Below are 24,677 nucleotides of genomic sequence, written 5' to 3'. Positions count from 1 at the left end.
AATATGGAAAAATTGCATCTTATGGCAGAAGCCTTGATCAAGTACGAGACTATTGATCGTTTCCAAATTGACGACATCATGGATGGTAAGGTTCCGCGTCCACCGCAAAGCTGGGGTGAAGCGCCTCCGAGTGGCGGTGCTACGGGCCTAGGGTCGAAGGAGACTCCCAAAGCGAAAGGAACCGGTGGTATCGGTAAGGCAGCTGAACAGCACTGATCCTGTTTTTGGGTTCGTAACAGACCCCTGCACCGTTTCGGGTGCGGGGGTTTTGTTTTTGTAAGGATCGCCTAAACTAGCCAAAATGAGCTTTATGTTTAGTTGTTGGACCATTGGCGGGCAGCAAGCCATTGGTCGGGGTTTTCGCGGTTGGAACGCTAATGGGGGCGGCGGGACTGATTGCGTAATCTCCATGCTTCACGAAAGCAGGTCGTATTAGTGTGTCCCAAAGATTCCGACAGATCAGCTATCGCTTACGGAAGAGCGTCAAAATAATTAGATTCTTTAGATTAAAGGACAGCAAATGAAAAAAGCATACTTTGGTACAGACGGAATTCGCGGCAAAGTAGGGGAATATCCTATTACGCCGGACTTTGTGCTGAAGTTGGGCTGGGCGGCGGGCCGCATATTTTCACTAGATCGCCATCACTCCAACGTTCTGATCGGAAAGGACACAAGAATTTCCGGCTACATGTTTGAATCTGCTCTGGAGGCGGGTCTTGCGGCGGCTGGGGTTAATACTCAATTGCTTGGTCCAATGCCGACCCCGGCTATTGCTTACCTCACTCGGACGTTTCGGGCTCAGGCGGGGATAGTCATCAGTGCCTCGCATAATCCGCACTACGATAATGGAATCAAGTTCTTTGGGCCCGATGGGATGAAACTTCCGGACGAAATCGAACTTCAGATCGAGGATCAAATAGACAAGCCGATGACGACGGTGGAGTCATCGAGCATTGGCAAGGCCTCTCGCATCGGTGATGCCGTGGGGCGTTATATCGAATTTTGCAAAAGCACCATTCCTTCTCGCATCGAATTTAACGGAACCAAGATCGTTGTCGATTGCGCTCATGGTTCGACTTATCACATTGCGCCCCATGTATTTGAGGAGGTTGGTGCGACAGTTGTGGCTATCGGCGCTCAGCCCAACGGTTTAAATATAAATGACGGCGTCGGAGCTACCAAACCCGAGCAGCTCAGTCGGACGGTGTTGGAAGAGCGGGCGGATTTTGGAATCGCCTTAGATGGAGACGGTGATCGGCTGATCATGGTTGATCATAAAGGAGAGATTGTCGATGGCGATGAGCTTGTTTACATCATCGCTAAGTCGCGCCTGGAGAGCGGCGGATTAAAAGGTCCGGTAGTCGGTACCTTGATGAGTAACCTGGGGTTGGAGCATGCGTTGGAGGCACTAGGATTGGAGCTTAAACGCGCTGCCGTAGGTGATCGTTACGTGATGGAAATGATGCTTCAGCACGATAGCGTGCTCGGTGGTGAAAGCTCAGGACACATCATATGTCGTGATAGGATCACGACGGGCGACGGTATTATTTCCGCGCTACAAATCATGGCAGCGATGCACGAGTCGGGAAAATCGCTCAACGAATTGAAAAGCGGCATGGCTAAATACCCTCAGTGCCTGCTGAATGTAAAGGTGCGGGAGAAAATCAATTTGGATGAGCTTGGGTTGGTTCAGAACTTGAAAGACGAAATTCAGCGTGAACTCGGCAGCAAAGGGCGTATTCTCCTTCGGCCTTCGGGAACCGAGCCTTTGATAAGAATTATGGTAGAAGGCCAAGATGCTCGTATCGTTCGCGCTATGGCAGATCGTCTGGCGAATGCAGTCTCGTCGGCGCTGATTTTGTGAAGCTTTCGAGGCGAGTCGTTAGAGTCTTGAGAACTTGATTTGGACAGAATGAGCCGGGGATATCAGCCGATGCGTATTTTGCACACAATGATCAGGGTCGGAGAGCTAGACCGATCGATCCGCTTTTATACGGAAATTCTCGGAATGAAATTGTTAAGAAAGGAAGATTATCCTGACGGAAAATTTACCCTAGCCTTTGTCGGCTACGGCGACGAACTTCGCAATTCGGTGATTGAATTGACTTATAACTGGGGAGTTGAGCGCTATGACCTGGGCGATGCCTTTGGCCATATTGCGATTGCGGTCGATGATATCTACCACGCTGTCGACCGTATCAGGCAGGCGGGTGGCAAAATTTTGCGCGAAGCCGGTCCCATGAGACACGGTAGCACGGTCATTGCTTTCGTGGCGGATCCGGATGGTTACAAAATCGAATTAATCGCGAAGTGAGAATAAGCGGCTGTCTAAGTTGGTTGTTATGCTTTATTACTACCAAGCTGATGTCGGGATATTCCGCCTGGCTAAACAATTAGAGATTTGTTTTAATACAGGCCGAGCGTCGGTCTTATAACAATAAGGAGAAAGAGGATGTCAAAAGGGCAAAATTTACAAGATCCATTCCTAAATGCGCTTAGAAAAGAACATGTTCCCGTTTCAATCTATCTCGTAAACGGGATCAAGTTGCAAGGTAAAGTCGATTCTTTCGATCAGTACGTGATCATACTCAAGAACACTGTAAGCCAGATGGTTTACAAGCATGCTATTTCTACGATTGTTCCGGCGCGCCAGGTTCGCCTGCCACATGCGACGGAAGGACTAGAAGACGAAGGGTAATCGAGGGCTCCGCCTAAACCGTAAGATGGTTATGTCGAGATTGGCCGGGGAGAAGGGTTTAGTTGTTTGAAAGGCCGAAGTCCGGTGAGCGTGCTGTACTTGTTCACTTGACTGCTCAGGACGATACCGAAGCTCTTGTAGAACTTCAGGAACTTGCGTTATCCGCAGGTGCGCAGCCTGTAGCTGCTGTGACAGGCAAAAGACACGTGCCTGATCCGCGTTATTACATCGGTAAAGGAAAGCTTGATGAGTTGGCCCGGCTTGTCCGGGAGAACGAGGTAGAGCTAGTCCTTTTCAATCATCCTCTAACCCCGAGTCAAGAGCGTAATCTAGAGAAAGAACTCTCGGTCAGGGTCATTGATCGTAACGGCTTAATTTTAGATATTTTTGCCCAGCGAGCCCAGTCTTTTGAAGGCAAGCTGCAGGTCGAGCTAGCTCAATTGCGGCATCTATCTACCCGTTTGGTGCGTGGCTGGACTCACTTGGAACGTCAAAAAGGGGGTATAGGTCTCCGCGGTCCCGGTGAGACGCAGCTTGAGACAGATAAGCGCCTTATCGCGAGCCGAATACGGCAGATTCAAAAACGTTTGGAAAAAGTCGAACAGCAGCGTAATCAGGGGAGAACCGCGAGACGGCGGGCCGAGTTGCCAGTTATCAGTTTGGTGGGATATACGAACGCCGGCAAGTCGACTCTTTTCAACGTGTTGACGGGGGCTGGAGTTTATGCGGCGAATCAGTTGTTTGCCACGCTTGACCCCACGTTGCGTCGCCTGCAATTGACACCGAATTTGACGGTTATTCTCGCCGACACGGTAGGGTTTATTCGGCATCTGCCCCATGAATTAGTTGCCGCATTCCGTTCCACCTTGAAGGAGGCCGCCGAGGCGGATTTGTTACTTCACGTGATCGATGCAAGTGATGAGCGTGCCGATGAAACCGTATTCGAAGTCAACCAAGTCCTGAGCGATATTGGGGCTGACCGAGTAAGCCAGATTCAGGTCTTCAATAAGATCGATCGACTTGCGAATATTGAGCCGCACATTGAGAAAAATGAAGATGGCGAGGTCAGGAAAGTCTGGTTGTCCGCAAAGACAGGTGCGGGTTTGCCGTTGCTCCAGCAAGCTTTAGAGGATCTTTTTCGCGGCGAAGTGATCCACCGGAGAGTTCATCTGGCTCCAGCAAATGCGGGACTGAGGGCAAAGTTATATGGCGCTGCGCGGGTCTTGAGAGAGGAAACCGACGGAACTGGGGGTTGGGACATGGAGGTCGAGCTTCTCAAAAGGGATGTGAGATTGCTGCATGAGATCGACGAGCTCAAGGCTTCAATAATCGCTTGAAAAATTCATGCCTGTAACTATTCCAAAGCATAGGGGTTCTTCTGGCATGCAGCAGTAGAAGATGGTCCATAGACTAAAAGCGCACGAGTCCATTTTCAGTCGATTAAGTGACTCCGGCCGTTCTATTGATACTGTGGACCTTCGAGAAGCGTTCCGTGGCTTCTTCGCAAATGCTTGTTTTGTATATCCAACCATTTTCCTAGATAATTCTCGTATTCGGGCTGTAATTGCAGCCTAGTCGTTGCTCTAGAAGAGCGTCAAGATCTGTACTATAGGAGTCATCCAATGTCCTGGAATGAACCGGGCGGTAATAAAAAAGATCCTTGGAGCGGTCGCGATCAGCAGGAGACGCCTCCCGATTTGGAGGAGGTTATGCGTGGATTGCACGAAAAGATGGGCAGATTTTTCGGCGGTGGCGCAAATGCGCCTATGAGGACGATCGGTTTATTTCTCGTGGTTGCTTTGGCCGTATGGGGGTTGACCAGCATCTATCTCGTGGATGAAGGGAGTCGCGGCGTTGTGACGCGATTCGGCAAATATGTCGATACCACCATGCCCGGGCTGCATTGGCACATACCCGCGCCGATAGAGCGGGTTCAGGTGGTCAATATGGAGCAGCAACGTTTTCTGGAAGTAGGCTATCGCTCCGGCGGTCGTCAGCAATCGCTCGGTTCGGTGCCCAAGGAAGCTCTCATGCTTACCCAGGATGAAAATATCATCGATATTCGATTGGCTGTTCAGTATCAGATCAAGGACGCGAAAGATTATCTTTTTAACGTTGCCGATCCGGATGAAACCTTGAAACAGGTGATCGAAAGTGCGCAACGTGCGGTAATCGGGAAGAGCACGATGGATTTTGTTTTGACCGAAGGCCGGGGGCGGGTCGCGGAAGAAATCAAAAGCGAAATTCAGCAAACACTGGATCAGTATCAAACCGGAATTAGAGTGAGTAACGTGAGCTTGGTGGATGCTCAGGCTCCTGAAGAGGTTCAGGCTGCGTTTATGGATGCCATTAAAGCGAGAGAAGACGAGCAACGTCTGAAGAACGAAGCCGAAGCTTACGCGAACGAGGTCGTCCCCAAGGCGCGTGGCGCCGCGGCGCGTCTCCTGGAGGAGTCGGAAGCACACAAACAACGGGTTATTGCTAGAGCCGAAGGTGATACGGGTAGATTCAAACAGTTGCTGGCGGAGTACGAAAAAGCCCCGGAGGTTACCCGAGAGCGCCTGTATCTCGACACCATGGAGGAAGTTCTAGGACAGACGAGTACATTGTTGGTCGACGTCAAGAACAGCAACAACTTGCTGTATTTGCCCATAGACAAACTTCAAAAGCCTGCATCGTCTTTAGCCCCGCCCAAAGACACCGAAAGTACCATGATTACCACTCCGGAGATATCGGACGGCGGGACTACTAGGAATATCCGCTCTACGACGACTCGAGGTCGTGAAGGAAGGGGGCAATAATGATTAGTAAAAACACCCTAATTCTTTCTCTCATTTTCGTCTTACTGGTCTTGGGGGCTACCTCCATATTCACCGTTTCGGAGACGGAAAAAGCCTTATTGCTGGAGTTTAAGAAAATTGTTCAAACCGACTTTGAATCCGGATTGCATTTTAAGCTTCCGTATCAAGAAGTGAAGAAGTACGACGATCGGATTCTCACATTGGAGTCCAAGCCCGAGCGTTTTCTTACCTCGGAAAAGAAAAACGTTATCGTTAATTGGTTCGTGAAATGGCGGATTGAAGACGCCACAAAATACTACAAGGCAGTGGGTGGCGATAAAGCAGCGGCGAATATTCGCCTCGATCAGATAACGAAAGACGCGTTGCGGAACGAATTCAGCAAGCGAACGATTCGGGAGGTGGTTTCCTTGGAGCGGACCCAAATCCGGGATCTATTGATCAAGACGGTTAACCCGGTAGTAGATGATTTGGGAGTCGAGGTTATCGATATTCGTGTGAAGGGAATCGATTTGCCGGAAGAGGTAAGTTCATCGGTATACCGGCGGATGGAAGCCGAGCGGGCCCGGGTCGCGAGAGATTTTCGCTCTCGCGGTGCAGAGGCGGCCGAGCGTATTCGTGCGGAAGCCGACCGTCAGCGGGAAGTGATACTTGCCGATGCCTATCGGGAGGCTGAAATCAGACGCGGTGAGGGCGACGCCACAGCATCAGAGGTTTATGCTCAAGAGTATGGCAAAAACCCAGAATTCTTTGAGTTTTATCGAAGCTTGTACGCTTATAGGCAGGTATTCAAGAATGAGAACGACATGATCGTGTTGGAGCCTGATTCGGAATTTTTCCAATACTTCAAAAAGCCAAAATAACGAGATCGTTGCACCCCCGCACATATCGTTTTCTGTCTCTCCTTCGTCCCGTCAAAGGGACGAAGGAGGGCGGGCGGCTTTGCTACTAGCAAGCATTCTTGCACGGCACAACCATGGTGCCGGTATAAATCTCGCGATAATACAACTCATCGCATAATCCATTCAGACCCATTTACGTTTACTGAACTTACTGAATTCGATTTGATGTTAACCGAAGATAATTGGTTGTTGCCCGAGGGCATTGATGAGGTTTTTCCCGAAGAAGCCGCGCGTTTGGAGCATCTGCGCCGAAAAATAATCGACTTGTTTGCCGGTTGGGGCTACAGGCTGGTAATGCCACCTCTGATCGAATTCATAGAGTCTCTTTTGATCGGTTCTGGCAACGATCTTGATTTGCAGACATTCAAGATCATCGATCAGATCAGCGGTCGGTTGATGGGAATACGGGCCGATATGACACCGCAGGTTGCACGTATCGATGCGCGGAATCTCGGTAGCGATGCACCGACACGGCTATGCTACATCGGGACTGTGCTGCACACGCAATCGGATCATCTCGAGAAGTCCCGGAGTCCGTTGCAGGTTGGGGCTGAGTTATACGGCCACTCGGGCAATGCCAGTGATTTGGAAATTATCCGCCTCATGTTGGAGATGCTTGCCATGGCGGGCATCGAGGACGTGCATCTGGATCTGGGGCATGTTGGCATCTACCGGGAGTTAGCACGCCAAGCCGGTTTGAATACGCAGCAGGAGGCAGAGCTATTTGAAATTCTCCAGCGAAAAGATCATCCGGGCTTGGTTGATTTGTTGGATACGCTAACGGTTAATCGCTCCTCCGCAGAAATGTTGAAGGCGCTTGTCGATCTAAATGGTCATGAGGGTGTCATAGAGGAAGCTGGAAAGCGGTTGATATCAGCCGGTGAGCCGGTACATCGGGCTTTGGTGGATTTAGAGTCAATTTCCCGAAGCTTGAGGGGTTTTTTTCCGGCTTTGCGTATCAACTTCGATCTTGCGGAATTGCGTGGTTATCACTACAAATCTGGTGTCGTATTCGCCGCTTTCGTGCCGGGTTATGGCAGGGAAATCGCGCGCGGCGGACGTTATGATGAAATCGGTAAAAATTTCGGGCGTGCTCGTCCAGCTACTGGTTTCAGTGCCGATTTGAAGGTCTTGGCACGATTGGCCGTAGCGGGAGACGATCTGTCGAGTAGTTTGCGCATTTTTGCGCCTGCCGTAGACGATCCCGATTTGCATGAAAAGGTGCGTAACTTGCGTGGCGCAGGGCAAACGGTCATTCAAGAGTTGTCTGGACAAATAGGCGATGCTCAAGCAATGGCATGTTCACACTACCTCCGAAAGCCGGGGCTAATTTGGGAAGTCTTCCCCGTTGGTGATTGAGCCACAATTACCTCGAAAGTAAAAACATCAAGCTGGAATCAAGAATGGGTAAAAACGTCATAGTCATCGGTACCCAATGGGGAGATGAAGGTAAAGGTAAACTTGTCGATTTGTTGACCGAACGCGCAGATGCAGTCGTACGTTTTCAAGGTGGTCACAATGCGGGACATACCTTAGTAATCGACGGCCACAAGACGGTGTTGCATTTAATACCTTCCGGGGTTTTGCGGGAACCAGTCAAATGTTTGATAGGCAACGGTGTAGTGTTGTCGCCTCACGCGCTGCTGGAGGAAATCTCTTTATTAGAGAAGGCTGGTGTTCCGGTTCGGGATCGGCTCACGATTAGTGAAGCATGTGCCTTGATACTGCCCATTCATATAGCACTGGACGTAGCGCGTGAAAAGTTCCGCGGCGATAAGGCCATAGGTACGACGGGAAGAGGTATCGGCCCGGCTTATGAAGATAAGGTATCGCGGCGAGGGCTCCGAGCCGGTGATCTTCTGTATCCAGCCGTCTTTGCCGAAAGGTTGCGAGAGCTCTTGGATTACCACAATTTCGTGCTCGGCAGGTATTACCAGCAGTCACAACTCGATTACCAGCAAGTGCTGGACGAAACGATGGCGTTGGGCGAGCAGATTAAACCTATGCTAGGCGATGTGGCGGGTATCCTGCACGGTTACCGCGATGACGGTAGGAATGTTCTCTTCGAGGGGGCGCAAGGAGCGATGCTGGATATCGATCACGGCACTTACCCCTATGTGACATCTTCTAATACAACGGCCGGGGGCGCAGCATCCGGCAGCGGCATGGGTTTGTTGGATTTCGACTATGTGCTGGGCATCACGAAAGCTTACTCGACCCGCGTAGGGAACGGACCGTTTCCGACGGAACTTTCGAATGAGGTCGGCAAGCATCTGTCCGCGAAAGGTGCGGAATTCGGCGCCACTACCGGGCGAGCACGCCGGTGCGGCTGGTTTGATGCCGTTTTGATGAAGCGCTCGGCGAGGCTCAACAGCCTAAGTGGATTATGCTTGACGAAGTTGGATGTTTTGGACGGGCTGGAAAAGATCGGAATTTGCACGGCCTACCGATACAAAGGAGAGGAGATTCGCACCGTACCTATTGGTGCAGATAGTTATGCGCAGTGCGAGCCCGTGATCGAGGAGCTTTCAGGATGGCAAGAATCGACCGCCGGCATCACCTCGTATGAAGATCTTCCCACGAATGCTAGGGCTTATATCGAACGGATTGCGGAACTGGTCGATGTACGGGTGGATATTCTTTCGACCGGTCCTGACCGCAGTGAGACGATTCTTCTGAAGAATCCCTTTGATTAAGGGATATGAGAAAGGATGGTGCCGAGGAGAGGACTTGAACCTCCACGGGTCTCCCCACATGAACCTGAATCATGCGTGTCTACCAATTTCACCACCTCGGCAGCGGTGAGTTACATTGAGCAACTCAACTGAGGCGCGAATTTTGTTACTTGTCGGTCGAATTGTCAATACCGAAGGCCTTGAAGCGAATTGCCGGCTTCCTGAGCGGTTGTCGGGCCGAGGCTCGTCTGAAGCAAATTAAACAGCAAGAGAGATAGGAAAATTATCCATGACCAAGTCCGCCCCTAAGACGGCCAGAGGGTTTAGGTTTAAGGATCCGTTTGCGGAGCGGGAGGCGGGAAAATATGAGCGCCCCATCCCCAGCCGGGAATTGATCCTGCAGGTGATGAAAGAACAAGGCGTCCCTTTAAGAGTTGAGGACGTTGCCGGGATATTAGGCGTACAAGAAGGCGAGGATATCGAATCGCTACGTCGTCGCCTCAATGCCATGGAACGGGACGGGCAGATACTGAGAAACCGCCGCAACTACTATTGCATTGTAAATCATAAAGATCTCATCGTCGGACGGGTAATCGGCCATCCCGATGGATTCGGTTTTCTTCGGCCCGACGAAGGCGGCGATGATCTTTTTCTCTCGCCTAAGGAAATGCGCGCGCTCATGCACGATGACCGGGTGGTGGTTTGCATCCGCGGAGTCGACCGCCGCGGGCGGCGAGAAGCCGGCGTTGTAGAGGTATTGGAACGGAATACCCATAACGTCGTAGGCCGACTGTACCTGGAACAGGGAATAGCATTCGTCGTCCCTGACAATAAGCATATAGCTCACGACGTCCTTGTTCCCGAGGAATACCGGAACGGAGCACTTGCGGGGCAGATCGTGGTTGCGGAGATCATTGAGCAACCCACTCGACAACGTGATCCCATCGGCGGAATCAAGGAGGTTCTGGGCGATCATATGGCTCCCGGGATGGAAATCGAAGTGGCGATTCGCAGTTTTGATCTGCCTTCGGAGTGGCCGGACGCCGTGTTGAACGAGGTTGCGGGTCTAAGCGCGGAAGTCCCGGAGCAGGCCAAGGCCGATAGAGTCGATTTACGCCATCTGCCTCTAGTGACCATTGACGGAGAGGACGCCCGCGATTTCGACGACGCCGTATACTGCGAAAGAACCCCGAAGGGGTGGAAGCTGTATGTTGCGATCGCCGACGTTTCCCATTATGTTCGGCCAGGAACCGCTCTCGACGACGAAGCCAAAACCCGGGGCAACTCGGTGTACTTTCCCGATCGGGTCATTCCCATGCTGCCGGAGGTGCTTTCCAACGGTTTGTGCTCGCTCAACCCCGAGCAAGACCGGTTGTGCATGGTCTGCGAAATGTATATCAACACTGACGGTGCGATTGTCCGCTCGAAGTTCTACTCGGGGCTGATGTACTCTCACGCGCGACTCACTTACACCGAAGTCGCCCGCATCCTCGTTGATGGCGATAAGGCCCTGCGGAAAAAGTATCGTACCCTGGTTCCTCATTTGGAAGAATTGCATGCGCTCTACAAAGTACTGCGGCGGGCGAGAGAGGATCGAGGGGCGATGGATTTCGATACCCAGGAGTCCTACATCGTATTCGGAGAGGGCAAGAAAATCGCGCAAATCGTGCCGCGGGAGCGTAACGACGCACATCGCCTGATCGAGGAGTGCATGATCACCGCCAATATTGCCGCAGCGCGCTACCTTGCCCGGCAAAAACTTCCCCATGTCGTTCGTGTCCATGAGGGGCCAACCGCCGAAAGATTGGCTGATCTGCGTGCCTTTCTCGGAAAAGTCGGCTTAGGACTGGGAGGCGGCGACGATCCGGGGCCGAAGGATTATTTTGAGGTGTTGGATAACATCACCGGCAGGCCTGATGAGCACCTGATCCAGACCGTACTGTTACGCTCGCTGGCTCAAGCCGTTTATAGTCCGGAGAAAAAAGGCCACTTCGGATTGGGATTGGATGCCTATACCCATTTTACGTCACCCATCCGGCGCTATCCGGATCTGCTGGTACATCGCGCTATTCGTTACTCGCTCGAAAACAAAAATAAAGAAGAGTTCGGCTATTCCCATAATGACATGGTGCTGATGGGCGAGCATTGCTCGTATACCGAGCGACGCGCCGACGAGGCGACCCGCGATGTGGTTGCCTGGCTTAAATGCGAGTACATGCTCGATAAGTTGGGAGAAGACTTCTCAGGGGTCATTTCCGCCGTTACACCGTTCGGTTTTTTCGTGGAGCTGAAAGACATTTTCGTCGAAGGATTGGTTCACGTTTCGACTTTGGATAAAGACTACTTCCATTACGATCCGATCGGTTATCGGTTGGAAGGGCAGCGTAGCGGCGTGACTTATCGGCTTGGCGACAGCGTTCGCGTGATCGTTGCCCGCGTAGATTTGGATGAGCGCAAAATCGATCTTGAACTGGTAAAACGCTCCGAGTCTCCAGCGCGCCGACCGCGGAAGAAAAAACGCAGATCATGAAGAATCGGCGTCGCATTGCAGGTCTTCATGCAGCGGAAGCCGCTCTTGAAAACGCCCCGGACAAAATCATCAGCGTCTGGATCGACCATCGGCGGGAAGACGGCCGTATTGCGGCGATTGCACAGAAACTAGCGTCCCTTGGAATTCCGGTTCAGCCGGCCGGAAGAAACCAGCTCGATTCCCTGGCCGAAAGCCGAAACCATCAAGGCATTGTTATCGAGCTGAAGCTGAGCGGCGAACTCGGAGAATCGGAGCTTCAGGACGTCTTGGCGGAGCTTCCAAATCGACCATTTTTTCTCGTTTTGGATCACGTGCAGGATCCCCATAACCTCGGGGCCTGTCTACGTACTGCGGATGCCGCCGGAGTGCAGGGCATCATTATCACGAAAGACCAGTCGGTGGGCTTAACGCCGACAGTGGCCAAAGTCGCCTCCGGCGCCGCTGAAACCGTGCCGGTTTATCGGGTAACCAACTTGAATCGAGTTCTCGGTTGGTTGAAGGAGGCGGGGTTGTGGATCGTTGGCGCTGCGGGCGAGGCTGAGCAATCCCTGTACGAGATTGACTTGGCCATTCCATTGGCTTTGGTGATTGGAGCCGAAGGAAAAGGCCTGCGTCGCTTAACGCGCGAGTCCTGCGACTTTTTGGTCAAAATTCCTATGTTCGGTCAAATCGAAAGCTTAAACCTGTCGGTTGCAACAGGTGTATTGCTTTTCGAGGCCGTGCGGCAGCGTGCGCGGGCGAACCGGACTTAACGATTTAAGTCGTGCTGACTAGCCTGGATTGTTAGGCTAGGAGTAGACGGCTTGAATCCGTGCCTGGTCATATCAACATTGACATAAATCAACGGAGCCAGCGCCAGTACCGCCAAGCCCAGAAGTTTTGCACCTCTCTTCACTGCATACCGTGGTTCCAGGTGCATCCAACACCAGAGGTAGATTTCGAGTGCCATAATCGGACCTTTTAGGTGTTTGTCTTGACAAAATCAGGCTAATGTGAGTATGACAATCTTGCAACTGAGAATAGCCTTTTGATGATGCGGCAAAAACGCGCACCCGTGTTGACTTGGAGAGCGCCGCACGTCGTAAATGTTTTTAGGGCTTATTGCCAAAAGTTTCGATGAATAGGTGCGGATTCTTTGTTTGCCGGCTGGACCATTTTAAAATAGATTCATGTTTAGCCGGATCAGGCTAGCCCAAGAACTCCCGTGAGCGGACGTCTTTTGACAATCGCTCGTTTTCATTCAATCAAAATGTCTTCATCGTCGGCATCCATTACGTTTAACGATACAGTCCGTGCCTTGCAATGGAGCGAACGAGGGCTCCGCTTGCTGGATCAGCGCAAACTGCCAAGCGTTGTCGAATATGAGACATTCGATAACGCGAAGGGTGTGGCCGAGGCGATTAGCTCAATGCGCGTGCGCGGAGCCCCCGCTATCGGCATCGCCGCCGCCTATGGCGCCGTGTTGGCGGCACGTCAACGGTATCGGGAAAATCCGGATACTTGGAAAGAAGCGATCGAGGCGGATTTGGCTAAGCTTGCCAGTTCGCGTCCCACCGCGGTTAATCTATTTTGGGCGCTTGACCGTATGCGCTCGGAAATCGAAAAGGTTAACGGCGATCCTGAGCCACATCTGTTGAAAGCCGCGTTTTCCATCCACGACGAAGATATAGCGGCCAACCGGGTGATGGGGGACTTGGGGGCCTCTCTGCTCGTGGGAGCCAGCGGCGTTTTGACCCACTGCAACACGGGCTCTCTTGCGACAGGCGGCTATGGTACGGCGCTTGGCGTGGTTCGAAGCGCTTACCGGCAGGGTGTTGTGAAAATTTTCGCGACCGAGACCCGGCCGTGGCTGCAGGGCGCTCGGCTCACCGTTTGGGAGTTGGCCCAGGACGGTATACCCGCTACGTTGATCGCCGATTCCGCTGCGGCTTATTTGATGAAAACGGGCGCAGTTCAGTGGATTGCCGTCGGCGCCGATCGAATTGCCGCAAACGGCGATACTGCCAACAAGATCGGCACCTATGCCTTGGCGGTTGCCGCTCGCCATCACGGGGTGAAATTCATGGTTGTTGCGCCAACCTCGACGATCGATTGGCGGACAGAGACGGGAGAAGATATCAAGGTTGAGGAACGAGACCAGAACGAGTTGCTAAACGAATATTTCGCAAGATCAGGCAGTGTCATAACGGCCTGGAATCCCGTGTTCGACGTGACTCCGGCCGCATTGATAGATTGCATCGTCACGGAGCGGGGTATTGTGCGGAATCCGGATCGCCATGCCATGAAGGTTCTGGCGGATGCTCGGTAAGCCCTGTGTTTCGCCCGCTTGCGGGCCCGGATCGACGCCACTATTCCTTTACTTCCCGTGAGACAGTTGTTAGCCATAGCCTTGGGGGGATCAGCGGGCGCCCTGATGCGCTATTGGATCGCTGCCGGCGTCTATGGCTTCTTGGGAAGGGGCTTTCCGCATGGAACCCTGTTTGTGAACGTATCAGGGTCCTTTCTTATGGGACTCTTGACGGAGTTGATGCTGCAGCGTTTTCCGTTGGCCGCGGAGTACCGTGCCGCCGTGCTCATCGGCTTTTTGGGCGCTTACACGACGTTTTCGACCTTCGCGATCGAAACGTTTTATCTCATTGAGGAGGGAAGCTTAGGGAAAGCCGGGGTGAATGCGGCACTCAGCGTGATTCTTTGTTTGGTAGCGGTTTGGGGCGGACTGCTCCTTGGCCGCCGGCTTTTCACCGGTGAGCTCTATCCCTGGCTGGGATACGGTTTTCCCTACGTGAGATTGTTGGTTGCGGTAGCCTTGGGGTTGATTCTGGGATTCTTCGCCGAGCTTGCTTTTAATCGCTTGGCATTCACCGTACCCGTACGTACAGTCATTTTGGTTATGTTATTGGGGTTAATGACTATCCTGTCCACAGTGGCGCTAATTCCTGATTTTTCAAAAACACGTATTGAGTTCAACGGCTTGCTGGGGTTGTTCGCGGTGAATGCCGTTGGAGCTGCGTTGTCGGTTTGGGTAGGTATGCTCGCAGGGAGGCAGATGTGAAAAGTCGTCAATTGACTGTTGTACGTATTTATATTCGGGAAGGGGAGCATATCCTCAACAAACTCATTCGCTTTCTACATGAAGAGCAGAACATCTCCGGTCTGACCGTACTGCGGGGTGTACTGGGCTTTGGCGACAGCGGTCAGTTACACCCCGCGTCGCTGGTTGACCTGTCCCTGGATTTACCGCTGGTGGTGGAATTTTTCGAAGAGCCGGAGCGCGCCCAGCAGGTCATCAAGAAAGTGATTGAGTGTTTCGGCTTGGTCCACGTGGTGTGCTGGCCCGCCACGGGCTGGGTCACAGAAGGCTGAAGGCTCGGGCCTGTTCAAACCCTATCCTCGTTACGCATCATGGCTCCCGTGAACCCGCGCGAATCTCCCGTGCGTTCGGCGCGCCGTAGGTGGTTTTTAATCATGACTTACGCAAATCTCACTCAGGATAACCGATGTTAGATCCACGTCTTTTCCGCACTCAATTGGATGAGGTCGAAGCGCAATTGGCGCGGCGTTCCTTCGAGCTGGACACCGAAGCGTTCCGCGAATTGGAAAACAAGCGCAAGGAGATACAGAGCCGGACGCAGGAATTGCAGAACGAACGTAATACCCGCTCCAAGCTCGTCGGCCAAGCGAAAGCAAAAGGAGAGGATATCCAGCCTTTGCTTGCGGAGATGCAGCATCTGGGCGACGACCTTAAACGGATGGAAGGCGAATTGGAAGGAATTCAAGCGAAGTTGGAAGAATTGCTGCTTGGCATACCGAACGTCTTGGACGCGGATGTTCCGGATGGCCGGAGCGATGCGGACAACGTGGAGATTCATCGCTGGGGCGAGCCGCCGCAGTTCTCATTCGGACCGAGCGACCATGTCGATTTGGGAACACGGCTGGGCGGTCTTGATTTCGAAGCGGCGGTCAAAATCACGGGCTCCCGGTTCGTGACCCTCAAAGGCCCTCTGGCCCGTTTGCAGCGTGCCCTGACCCAGTTCATGCTCGATACGCATACGCAGGAGCATGGTTACGCGGAAACCTACGTGCCGTTCATGGTGAATGCGGAAAGCTTGCGCGGTACGGGGCAGCTTCCGAAATTCGAGGAGGATCTGTTCAAGATCAACCGTGAACCGCCGTTCTATCTGATTCCGACAGCGGAGGTGCCGGTTACCAATCTGGTTCGCGATGAAATCCTCGATGCGGAAACGCTTCCCTTGAAGTTCGTCTGTCACACCCCGTGTTTTCGGAGCGAAGCCGGCTCTTACGGTAAGGACGTGCGTGGCATGATTCGCCAGCATCAATTTGAAAAAGTCGAACTGGTCCAGATTACGAGGTCTGATGACTCGGCACGTGCTCACGAAGAGCTGACCACCCATGCGGAGGAAATCCTCAAGCGCTTGAGGCTGCCGTTTCGAAGAATCGTTTTATGCGCCGGCGATACGGGCTTTTCTTCGGCCAAAACCTATGATCTCGAGGTTTGGCTACCGGGACAAAATGCCTACCGCGAAATTTCGTCGTGCAGCAACTTCCGAGACTTTCAGGCGCGCCGCTTGAAAGCCCGCTGGAGGAATGCGGAAACGGGCAAGCCCGAGTTGGTTCACACCCTGAATGGTTCGGCGCTTGCCGTCGGCCGCACCCTCATTGCCGTGATGGAGAACTGTCAGGACGAAAAAGGACGGATCAGAGTTCCCGAGGTTTTACTGCCATATATGGGCGGAATTGAAGTAATAGGCTGAGCGAAAGATGGAAGATTCTCAAAATAATCTTATGCCCGACGGCCCAGACCGGACGCTTGCATTGGCGAAGCTAGTCGAATCCATGCGTTCGGTGACAGGCTCGGAAACGGCGGCCATCGCCAGTGAAAAATCCGTCGGGGAAGCGGATTCCATTCAGCATAGATCACGGGCTCGCGTGGAGCACCTCGAGAGTCTCAGGCAGGCCAACATCGAGCAGATCCTTCGGTTAGCGGGGCAGGAGATCGATCCTTCGGTATCCGAAGATCCGGTAGATAAAGGGTGGTTGATCCATTTTTTCGAGTCGGCCAAGAACTCCGGAGATGATTTGGAGCATCGCATCTGGGCGCGACTTCTTGCCGGAGAATTAGCTTCACCCGGCGGCTTCTCCAAACGCAGCTTATCGACCCTGAGCCTGATGGATCGGTGGGAGTTGGAAGGCTTTATCGAATGGTGTGCCTTCGCCTTCGCATTTGAAAGCGGTTGGCGGTTTATGTTCGACGACGACGTCCTGCGTCGGGAGATGTGGACTTACGGTAGAGATCGAGACCTTACCCATCATTTCGTCAATATCGGCTTGCTTTCGGCTGAAACCAGTCAGCTCAGGCCATCGTCGTGCTCGAAAGGCTTGCGTCTTCGTTATTCCGGAAAGCTTTACGAAATCCGTACGGAAAAGGCCGGCTCCATGGAGCATGTATCGGCCGAGTCCGGCGCCAGTTATCGGCGATTCACCGCCGTGGGGCAGCAGTTGGCCGAAGTCATACGAACGAAATCGTTCTACGGCTATGCGCGCAGTGTTCTTAAAGTGTTGGATAAGGAATGGAGTCTTCGATTCGAAGTGATCGAGTCGCCGAGTGATACCTAGCGACGCAATTGGCGACGGGCTATAACTCCCCACTCAGTCGCTTCCGCATCGCTCTTCGGATTAATCGTGTGACTGGATTTACACCAAGACGTGAACGACATCACAGAAACGTTGCAGAATGATATAACCATTTCAATGGAAACTTTGTCTTTTTAGAAGTTTCATTTATTATGAAACCGCATCGTTCCTAATAACCAATACGGAGGTGAAGGATGCGGAAGCTTCGACTGATTGCTAACTCCCTTCTGTCGATCTACTTGGCGTCTTCCTGTACTGTTGGTCATGCCAGAACGGCAAGTCCAAAAAACCCAGCAAGCTCTCAAAAGGGCACTGCATCGTACTACAGCGATCGTTTTCAGGGCCGGCGAACAGCCAGCGGCGAGCGTTACAACAAGAACGGTTTCACCGCAATGCATCGGTCGCTGCCATTCGGTACCCGGCTCCGGGTGACCAATCTCAGCAATAACCGCAGCATAGAAGTGCGCGTCAACGATCGTGGCGATCCCGCGAATAGGCGGCTACTTGATCTTTCGCGGCGCGCAGCCAGTGAGCTCGGATTTATAAGAGCGGGGCTCGCCCAGGTTAAGCTTGAGGTTATCCAACCGGGAGACGGCTAATTCGTGGCCTTGCGATAAGAGCTATTTCCCACTTGCCGGTTACTCGCCGTAACCTAGGGATTCCACATCCACGAGCCTGCCATTCTCGAATCGAAGCAGCTGGACGAATCGATTTGGACCGAAGTTGTACGTCCATTCGTCGATCGTGACTGGCACGTACCGCTCGAACTCTAAGCCCGAGCCGTACAATCGCACAACCCTGAACTCGATGCGGGAGTCCGTGAATATGGGCTCCCCGCACTTGCTGAGCACCTGGAGCTTGTAATCGCCAAGGGTTACCAGCCGCGAGCCGCAACGTAGCGCCCAGGCTGACGGCGCTAACAAGCACAGACACAGACCGGAAAGAAGAATGGCTTTTTTCATGAATTATTGGACTGTGAGATAGCGCTTATTCTTGACCAAAATTCTCGGAAAAATCATAATGACTTTAGATTCGATAGGCGTATCGAGGTTACGATTTGTATGAGCGAAGAATCCATTAAATTTACCGACAGTGCCGCGGCCAAGGTGAGCGAACTTATAGCCGATGAAGGTAACGGTGATCTGAAGCTGCGGGTTTACATTACCGGCGGCGGCTGCTCAGGTTTCCAATATGGTTTCACCTTTGACGACATGGTCAATGAGGACGACACCCAAGTTGTAAAAAATGGTGTCACAGTCTTGATAGATTCCATGAGCATCCAATATTTGACGGGTGCCGAAATCGACTATACCGAGGACTTATCCGGATCACAATTCGTCATCCGTAATCCCAATGCGGCCACCACATGCGGTTGTGGCTCGTCCTTCTCGGTTTAAACTTTCTCACCCTAAAGCTCTTGTAACAGATCGGTCGTCCGGTCACATCTGGCAGATTCCACGTCCGGAAACAAGCCGTAGTCCTGCATTGTTGGACAGGACATTAACGGGCTTGAGTGAGTACCTGCGGTTTCGGCTGCAGCCTCAGGGCCGGTCAAGTGAAGTACACAATCTCCGGGATTTTGCCATCAAGGGCAACTACATCACGCCTAACATATCGGCACTAGCATCACCGGAAGCGCTTCCAATACGATCGCCAGCAGTGCCAGCCCCCCGAAGGCAACGGTCATCCAGTCGATGAAAGCGGGTGTCGCAGGCTGCGGGCTACGGTGGTAAAGATTCCGCCAGGCGGGGAGAAGTATGACCAAGATCCCCGCTATCGCCATCACCGTAGCGATGGCGACCGTCCACGACACGATATCAATCCCCAACCAGCTTAGATCCTGGAATCGCCGCGCACACGCCAGAGCGGTGAAGATGTAGACAACCCCGAAATGGGCACCCCAGATCAAGACGCCCGAGAGCATCCGAAGCGTGTTTGTGACGAAGTGGAGTGCGGCAGCCATGGCGGTTCACCCGAGGAAGCGCGGAGACAGATGGACCACGGCTAATGCAATCAGGCCCTGGACCACTGTGTAATGCCAGAACAGCATGGTGTTGTCGAAAGTGGCTCGGCGTTCGCGGTTTATGAGTCCGCACACCGAGCGGGCGAAGGTATAGAGGCCCATGATGACCACCACGGTAACGAAAAATCCCTGAATCGAGATGACGGTATAAACGATCGCGGCATAGCCGGAATCGGTCGGCCGCAGGCCTATCTGCCATTGGCCCCACAACTCGGCCACCAAGGCACCGACGAGCAGGGGGACGGCTAAAAGCAGGGCCAGGCGCACCGTCCAGAACCTGTTCGATTTCAATGCGCGGCTGGCGTAAGCGATGGCCGCACTGCTGAATGCTGAAAGGCTTGCCGTCGCGAGCGGATAAGCCACTTCCGGCAGCGATTCTCCGCCCTTGGGCCAGAATCCCGGCGCCACGGTCCACAGAAAATAATACGAGAAGATCAGGCAGGCGAAGAGAGAGGCCGAGACTATCATCAGCACGACCATGGCCCACCGGGAATGCGACATGGAGCCGGTCACGTAGACCGGCAGCTTGATGCCGCCGCCGATGTCCACGGGAGGATGACTGGGTCCGGGGTCGGTTTCCCATACCCACCGGATAATCATGGCGACGGCGAACACACCGAAGAACAGTGCAGGAACCACCAGTTTCACCGTCAGGAGCAGGAAGAACGCCGCCGTGCCGAAGGCCGCCAGCACCGGGAACCAGCTTCCTGCCGGCATCTGCAAGATGTACAGGGGCCGGGCGTCGATGGGACTGGTGACGATGGTCTCGCGCGCGCCGGTAGGCGCGCCCGGCAGGTAATAGCGGCCAGCCTCGACGTCCTCCGCCAGATTCGGCTGATCCCAAAGCGGCTCGCGGCTTTCGACGATGGGAATGCTGCGCATGGCGTAATCGCCGCCGGGCAGCCATTCGAGGGTGCCGGCATCCCAGACGTTGCCCGCCTTTTCCGAACGGAACGGTCGGAAGTTGCGGATGAGATCGACCAGGAACACCAAAACGCCCGCACCGATGAGAAAAGCGCCGAGGGTCGAGATTAGGTTGAGGGTGTCCCAACCGACTTCTGTCGAATAGGTATAGACCCGCCGCGGCATGCCCAGTAGTCCGGTGACGTGCATCGGGAAGAACGCCGTGTTGAAGCCGATGAACATCAATCCGCACACCCAGCGGCCCAGCCGCTCCGATAAAGGCCTCGTGCTCGCGTAAGGCGCCCAGTAATAGAACACCGCGAACAGCGGGAACACCATGCCGCCGAACAGCACATAATGCAGATGCGCCACCACAAAATAGGTGTCGTGCACCTGCCAATCGAAAGGCACCACCGCCACCATCACGCCGGTGAGCCCGCCCAGCACGAAAATGAATAGAAAGCCCAGAGTAAATAGAGCCGGCACCGTGAGCTTCAAGCGTCCAGCGGCAATGGTGGCGATCCAGGCGAACACCTGGATGCCGCTCGGAACCGACACCGCCATACTGGCCGCCGAGAAATAGCTCATGGAGATCTGCGGTAGCCCCACGGCGAACATGTGGTGCACCCACAGGGCGAAACTGAGGAAACCCGTGCCTACCAGGGCCAGCACCACCAATCGGTAGCCCACCAAGTGCTTGCGCACCATGGTGGGTATGATCATCGACACGATTCCCGCGGCCGGCAGGAAGATGATGTAGACATCCGGGTGACCGAAAAACCAGAAGAGATGCTGCCAGAGCAGAGGATCGCCGCCCTTCTCCGCCACGAAGAATGGCCACTCGAAGCTGCGCTCCAGCTCCAGGAGTGCGGTACAGAGGATCACCGCCGGGAAGGCGACCATGATCATCCCGGCGAACACCAGCATGGCCCAGCAATAGATCGGCATCTTATCGAGGCTCATGCCGGGCGCGCGGTTGAGCAGCACCCCCACCACGATCTCGATGGCCGCAGCGATGGCCGTGATTTCGATGAAGCCGATGCCGAGGAGCCAGAAATCGGAGTTGTCGCCGGGCGAGAACCCATAACTGGTCAGAGGCGGATACATGAACCAACCGCCCTTGGGCGCCAGGTCGAAGAAGAGACTGCAGAAGAACGCCAGTCCGCCCGCGAAATAGGCCCAAAAGGCATAGGCCGACAGCCGCGGAAACGGCAGATCCCGCGCCGCCTGTATGTTCGGCAGGATGAGCACGCCCAGCGCCTCCACCGCCGGTATGGCGAACAGGAACATCATGATGGTGCCGTGCATCGTGAAGATCTGGTTATAGAGGTCTTGCCCTAGAAGATTATTTTCCGGCACCGCAAGCTGGGTGCGCATCAGGAGCGCCAGCACGCCGGCCAGCAAAAAGAACAGAAAGGCCGTGCCGACGTAGAAGATGCCGATGTACTCGTTATTGACGACGGTGATGAAGCTCAAGCCCGAGGGCGGCCGCCAGATTTTTTTGAGCAAGGGAAGCTCGTAGTCCGGGCGGGGCAAGGAGTTTGGATAATCCTGGTTTTGGTCCATTCATTGCTCCTCAGCGCAGTCGATACAGCAGGAATACCCCGCCGAGGTAGGTCGCGAGCACGGCCAGGGAATCGTAGCCCATGCGGAAGATGGTTCGATCCCGGCGCTCGACCAGCCCGGCTATGTACAGCGTAGTCACCACGATCCCCAACAATGTTGCGACGGCGGCGAACCGCCCGACCTCGTTCAGCGCCGGCCCGCCACGGTGGATGGCGTCCGCCAGGAACACCAGCGCCACGCTGAAAAGATTGGTGCCGAAGATATCCGACACGGCCATCTCGTAACGGTGCAGACGCACCGCCGCCAATACGGTGCTGACTTCCGGCAACGAGGTCGCTATTGCCACCAGCAGAACGCCGACGAAACTCGACCCCAGGGCCGTCTTCGTGGCGATGGCATCGCCGGATTCCGAAAGAAAAAAACCGGCGATCAGAATCGCTAGGCCAGCCGCAACCGTTCGGGCCGCGACTCCGGCGAGCGGGGTGTCCGTGCTTTTGCCGTTATCCGCTTTCGGCGTACGGTGGCCGGACTGCAGTCCATCCATGCCTTTCGGATGCCATTGAAAGCGCCCCTGGGATCTATGGGTCATCCACACCGCCAGCAGGTACAGGACGAGAACGCTCCAGCACCAGCCGCCGACGCCGAACAGGGCTATATCGCCTACCGTAATGCCGGCGGCGATCAGTGCGAGCAAAAGGATGGACAGGCTGCCCTGTAACATAACCACGGGGTCCGGGACCACGGAGGTCAGCGCGTCCCGCCCGATAGCCGCATCGGCTACCGCCAGGATTGCGAATCCGAAAGCGATCCCGCCGAGCAGATTGTTTACCGCCAGCTCCAAATTGCCGGCTGCCGAAGCGACCACGGTAACCGCCGCTTCCGGCAAAGACGTGACCACGCCCAGCAGAACCAGGCCGGTAAACGCGTGGCCAATGCCGGTACGTTCCGCGATCGTATCGGCATGACCCGACAACCGAGTGCCGGAGACCCAGACGACACCGGCCGAAACAGCGAACACGGCGATGCCGACCCAGAGCGGTGCGGCTTTAAAATCCAACGGCATCAGAGTAACCCCGGAACGGCATTCATCGCAGGCGCTCCAAATAAGCCGCTGGCGGACGCGCGGGCAAGCGCTGGGCGGCGAGCCAGGCGTCGAAATCCTCCGGCGTCTCGACCACCACCAGGAACGCCATGTTCGCGTGCTGAGCCCCGCAGTATTCGGCGCACTGCCCGCGCCACACGCCCGGCCGGTCGGGGCGGATGCTCAGCGTCGTGACATGGCCGGGAATCATGTCGATCTTCCCGGCTAGGTTGGGCATCCAGAAGCTGTGGATGACATCGACGGTGCGGAGCCTGAATTCCACCGGCCGGCCGGCCGGAAGGTGAATCTCGTTGGCGGTGGCGACGTCGACATAGCCCGCATCGGTCAGGTAATTAACCCGCCACCAGAATTGCTCGCCGACCACCTCGACGCGCAGCGCCGGCGGTTCCGGTGGCGCTGCGATATCGCCCGCGACCTTCAGGGTATGGATCAAAAGCGCCGACAGCAGAGCCACCGGAAAGGCCAAGCCGCCGATGATGATCGCACGGCGGTGCCCCAGCACGCGGCCGGCGCGTTCCGGCGCGGACATGGAATAAGCGGTCAGCGCCATGACCAAAACGAAAATTGCCGTGGCTCCGCCGAACAGCAGCCAGGTAATAGCGGTGATCTCGGATGCGACAGGCGAATGAGGGTCGAGGGCTGACTGCAGGCCGGCGCCCGCGGACGCCGGCAGTGTTGCCAGTACCGAGGCCGAACGAAAACGGGCGATCATGGCGCGTCGATACACAGGTCGTCCGCGCGGACGCGCCGAAGACCGGCACTAACCGCGAGGCGGAGAGTCGAAAATTCTGTAGCGTCGGAAGGCGTTTCGTCCCGGATGATCATCGGTCACTCCCTTGGCCGGATCGTTGAGCCAAACGGCGGAAGCCGTTCCCTCGAATTTTGGAGCGTACTCACAGAAGACCATGGCACTGTCCCGAAAGTTTCTGATCCATGCCGCCATCACTGTCGTCCTCTTGGGTGGGCTGGGGATATTGGGCGCGGCCGTCGTCGTGCTCGGCGGTGTATACAACGTCGCCGCCATCTATCAGCACACCCGGCCGGTTTACGAAATCCTGGATTTTGCGCTGGACCGGTCGGTCGAGGTCCGCATCGGCGGCATCGTTGCGCCGCCCTTGGAAGATCCGCTCTTGGCCGAACGCGGCTTCCACATCTACCGGGACAAGTGCGTGCAGTGCCATGGCGCGCCCGGCGTGCCGCCCGACGATATCGGCAAGGGCATGCTGCCGCTGCCCAACAACCTGGCTCAAACGGCGCGTGAAAAATCGGCCGAATACATCTACTGGGTGGTTGCGAACGGAATCCGCATGACCGGCATGCCCGCCTGGCAGTACCGCCTCAACGAGCGGGATTTATGGGCCGTGGTGGCCTTCGTGGAGCTGTTGCCGGAATTTTCCCCGAAGGAGTATGGAGAATGGGAGCGAAAGGCCGGCGAACGATAAAAAAAATCAAGGCGTTGCGCGGGCTCTTCGCGGCATTGACGCTGCTGAGCGCCTGCGGTCGCTCCGACGAACCCGCGCAGGGCACGGGGGGCGACCCGGCCCGGGGCCGGATCGCCTTGCAGCAATATGCCTGCACGACCTGCCACATCATTCCCGGTATCGTCGGTGCCAAAGGCCTGGCGGGTCCGCCCCTGACCGGCTGGGCCAATCGGATCTACATCGCCGGCATCCTGCCCAATACGCCGGACGACCTGGTCCTGTGGCTGCGGGACCCGCAGCGTATATCGCCCGGCACGGCCATGCCCAACTTGGGGGTGACCGAGCGGGACGCATGGGACATGGCCGCGTATCTCTACAGCCTGAAGTAATCCCGTATTGGACCCCGG

The 24,677-nt window shown here is 54.8% G+C and carries 24 protein-coding genes, 1 tRNA gene and 1 pseudogene; 20 read left to right on the top strand and 6 right to left on the bottom strand.

The window, feature by feature from the left end:
* From VEB01_RS10425 to VEB01_RS10385, 9 genes and pseudogenes are all read left to right on the top strand, one after another.
* Positions 1-216: pseudogene (locus tag VEB01_RS10425) on the top strand (ATP-dependent zinc metalloprotease FtsH); the annotation flags it as partial.
* A 304-nt stretch (positions 217-520) separates the two neighbouring features.
* Positions 521-1,864 carry a phosphoglucosamine mutase gene (glmM, locus tag VEB01_RS10420; protein ID WP_324875184.1) on the top strand — a complete coding sequence of 448 codons (1,344 nt, stop codon included), beginning with the start codon at positions 521-523 and terminating at the stop codon, positions 1,862-1,864.
* 69 nt (positions 1,865-1,933) lie between these two features.
* Positions 1,934-2,314: a lactoylglutathione lyase gene (gene gloA, locus VEB01_RS10415; protein WP_324875182.1), complete on the top strand. Its 381-nt coding sequence runs from the start codon at positions 1,934-1,936 to the stop codon at positions 2,312-2,314.
* A gap of 138 nt (positions 2,315-2,452) precedes the next feature.
* Positions 2,453-2,698, top strand: a complete 246-nt coding sequence (gene hfq, locus VEB01_RS10410) for an RNA chaperone Hfq (protein WP_324875180.1) — start codon at positions 2,453-2,455, stop codon at positions 2,696-2,698.
* Between the two features lie 62 nt (positions 2,699-2,760).
* Positions 2,761-4,035 carry a ribosome rescue GTPase HflX gene (gene hflX, locus VEB01_RS10405; RefSeq protein WP_324875178.1) on the top strand — a complete coding sequence of 425 codons (1,275 nt, stop codon included), beginning with the start codon at positions 2,761-2,763 and terminating at the stop codon, positions 4,033-4,035.
* A 285-nt stretch (positions 4,036-4,320) separates the two neighbouring features.
* Positions 4,321-5,499 (top strand): FtsH protease activity modulator HflK, encoded by a 1,179-nt coding sequence (gene hflK, locus VEB01_RS10400; RefSeq protein WP_324875176.1) that lies wholly within the window; start codon positions 4,321-4,323, stop codon positions 5,497-5,499.
* A gap of 2 nt (positions 5,500-5,501) precedes the next feature.
* Entirely contained in the window at positions 5,502-6,359 is an 858-nt protein-coding gene (gene hflC, locus VEB01_RS10395) for a protease modulator HflC (protein ID WP_324875188.1), read from the top strand.
* 204 nt (positions 6,360-6,563) lie between these two features.
* Positions 6,564-7,757: an ATP phosphoribosyltransferase regulatory subunit gene (locus VEB01_RS10390; RefSeq protein WP_324875174.1), complete on the top strand. Its 1,194-nt coding sequence runs from the start codon at positions 6,564-6,566 to the stop codon at positions 7,755-7,757.
* Between the two features lie 44 nt (positions 7,758-7,801).
* Entirely contained in the window at positions 7,802-9,094 is a 1,293-nt protein-coding gene (locus VEB01_RS10385) for an adenylosuccinate synthase (protein ID WP_324875173.1), read from the top strand.
* A gap of 16 nt (positions 9,095-9,110) precedes the next feature.
* On the opposite strand, the gene VEB01_RS10380 is transcribed toward VEB01_RS10385, so the two are convergent.
* A tRNA-Leu gene (locus tag VEB01_RS10380) sits at positions 9,111-9,195 on the bottom strand.
* Between the two features lie 167 nt (positions 9,196-9,362).
* Between VEB01_RS10380 and rnr the strand changes: the two genes are divergently transcribed.
* The 8 genes from rnr to VEB01_RS10340 all read left to right on the top strand — a co-directional run bounded on the left by rnr (position 9,363) and on the right by VEB01_RS10340 (position 17,854).
* Complete coding sequence (rnr, locus tag VEB01_RS10375; RefSeq protein ID WP_324875171.1) at positions 9,363-11,603, top strand: ribonuclease R; 2,241 nt, start codon at positions 9,363-9,365, stop codon at positions 11,601-11,603.
* Positions 11,600-12,355 (top strand): 23S rRNA (guanosine(2251)-2'-O)-methyltransferase RlmB, encoded by a 756-nt coding sequence (gene rlmB / locus VEB01_RS10370; protein ID WP_324875170.1) that lies wholly within the window; start codon positions 11,600-11,602, stop codon positions 12,353-12,355. Before rnr ends, rlmB begins: the two co-directional genes overlap by 4 nt.
* A gap of 497 nt (positions 12,356-12,852) precedes the next feature.
* Positions 12,853-13,911 (top strand): S-methyl-5-thioribose-1-phosphate isomerase, encoded by a 1,059-nt coding sequence (mtnA, locus tag VEB01_RS10365; RefSeq protein WP_324875169.1) that lies wholly within the window; start codon positions 12,853-12,855, stop codon positions 13,909-13,911.
* Between the two features lie 57 nt (positions 13,912-13,968).
* Positions 13,969-14,655: a fluoride efflux transporter CrcB gene (crcB, locus tag VEB01_RS10360; RefSeq protein WP_324875167.1), complete on the top strand. Its 687-nt coding sequence runs from the start codon at positions 13,969-13,971 to the stop codon at positions 14,653-14,655.
* Positions 14,652-14,966: a DUF190 domain-containing protein gene (locus tag VEB01_RS10355; RefSeq protein ID WP_324875166.1), complete on the top strand. Its 315-nt coding sequence runs from the start codon at positions 14,652-14,654 to the stop codon at positions 14,964-14,966. Before crcB ends, VEB01_RS10355 begins: the two co-directional genes overlap by 4 nt.
* Before the next feature lie 134 nt (positions 14,967-15,100).
* A complete protein-coding gene (serS, locus tag VEB01_RS10350; RefSeq protein ID WP_324875164.1) occupies positions 15,101-16,375 on the top strand; it encodes a serine--tRNA ligase in 1,275 nt (424 codons plus the stop codon).
* A 31-nt stretch (positions 16,376-16,406) separates the two neighbouring features.
* A complete protein-coding gene (locus VEB01_RS10345; RefSeq protein WP_324875163.1) occupies positions 16,407-17,237 on the top strand; it encodes a DUF2806 domain-containing protein in 831 nt (276 codons plus the stop codon).
* Positions 17,238-17,449: 212 nt separating this feature from the next.
* Positions 17,450-17,854: a septal ring lytic transglycosylase RlpA family protein gene (locus VEB01_RS10340; RefSeq protein WP_324875162.1), complete on the top strand. Its 405-nt coding sequence runs from the start codon at positions 17,450-17,452 to the stop codon at positions 17,852-17,854.
* 39 nt (positions 17,855-17,893) lie between these two features.
* On the opposite strand, the gene VEB01_RS10335 is transcribed toward VEB01_RS10340, so the two are convergent.
* Complete coding sequence (locus tag VEB01_RS10335) at positions 17,894-18,217, bottom strand: DUF2845 domain-containing protein (RefSeq protein WP_324875161.1); 324 nt, start codon at positions 18,215-18,217, stop codon at positions 17,894-17,896.
* 99 nt (positions 18,218-18,316) lie between these two features.
* Between VEB01_RS10335 and erpA the strand changes: the two genes are divergently transcribed.
* The gene (erpA, locus tag VEB01_RS10330) at positions 18,317-18,652 is read left to right on the top strand and encodes an iron-sulfur cluster insertion protein ErpA (protein WP_324875159.1); all 336 of its coding nucleotides are present in this window, start codon (positions 18,317-18,319) and stop codon (positions 18,650-18,652) included.
* A gap of 209 nt (positions 18,653-18,861) precedes the next feature.
* On the opposite strand, the gene VEB01_RS10325 is transcribed toward erpA, so the two are convergent.
* From VEB01_RS10325 to coxB, 4 genes are read right to left on the bottom strand one after another with little or no spacing between them, the layout of a single operon-like run.
* Positions 18,862-19,218: a hypothetical protein gene (locus VEB01_RS10325; RefSeq protein ID WP_324875157.1), complete on the bottom strand. Its 357-nt coding sequence runs from the start codon at positions 19,216-19,218 to the stop codon at positions 18,862-18,864.
* A 6-nt stretch (positions 19,219-19,224) separates the two neighbouring features.
* Positions 19,225-21,747: a cbb3-type cytochrome c oxidase subunit I gene (locus VEB01_RS10320; RefSeq protein ID WP_324875155.1), complete on the bottom strand. Its 2,523-nt coding sequence runs from the start codon at positions 21,745-21,747 to the stop codon at positions 19,225-19,227.
* 10 nt (positions 21,748-21,757) lie between these two features.
* A complete protein-coding gene (locus VEB01_RS10315) occupies positions 21,758-22,810 on the bottom strand; it encodes a sodium:calcium antiporter (RefSeq protein WP_324875154.1) in 1,053 nt (350 codons plus the stop codon).
* Between the two features lie 22 nt (positions 22,811-22,832).
* Positions 22,833-23,576: a cytochrome c oxidase subunit II gene (gene coxB / locus VEB01_RS10310; protein WP_324875150.1), complete on the bottom strand. Its 744-nt coding sequence runs from the start codon at positions 23,574-23,576 to the stop codon at positions 22,833-22,835.
* Between the two features lie 178 nt (positions 23,577-23,754).
* Here coxB and VEB01_RS10305 point away from each other — a divergent pair, with 178 nt between their 5' ends.
* Both VEB01_RS10305 and VEB01_RS10300 read left to right on the top strand, forming a co-directional pair.
* Positions 23,755-24,291: a c-type cytochrome gene (locus VEB01_RS10305; protein WP_324875149.1), complete on the top strand. Its 537-nt coding sequence runs from the start codon at positions 23,755-23,757 to the stop codon at positions 24,289-24,291.
* Complete coding sequence (locus tag VEB01_RS10300) at positions 24,264-24,659, top strand: c-type cytochrome (protein WP_324875148.1); 396 nt, start codon at positions 24,264-24,266, stop codon at positions 24,657-24,659. Before VEB01_RS10305 ends, VEB01_RS10300 begins: the two co-directional genes overlap by 28 nt.
* Positions 24,660-24,677 lie beyond the last annotated feature (18 nt).

It is taken from the genome of Methylocaldum sp. (assembly GCF_035627495.1).
In the GTDB taxonomy this organism is placed as follows: domain Bacteria; phylum Pseudomonadota; class Gammaproteobacteria; order Methylococcales; family Methylococcaceae; genus Methylocaldum.
This window is presented reverse-complemented; position numbering and strand designations above follow the sequence as displayed.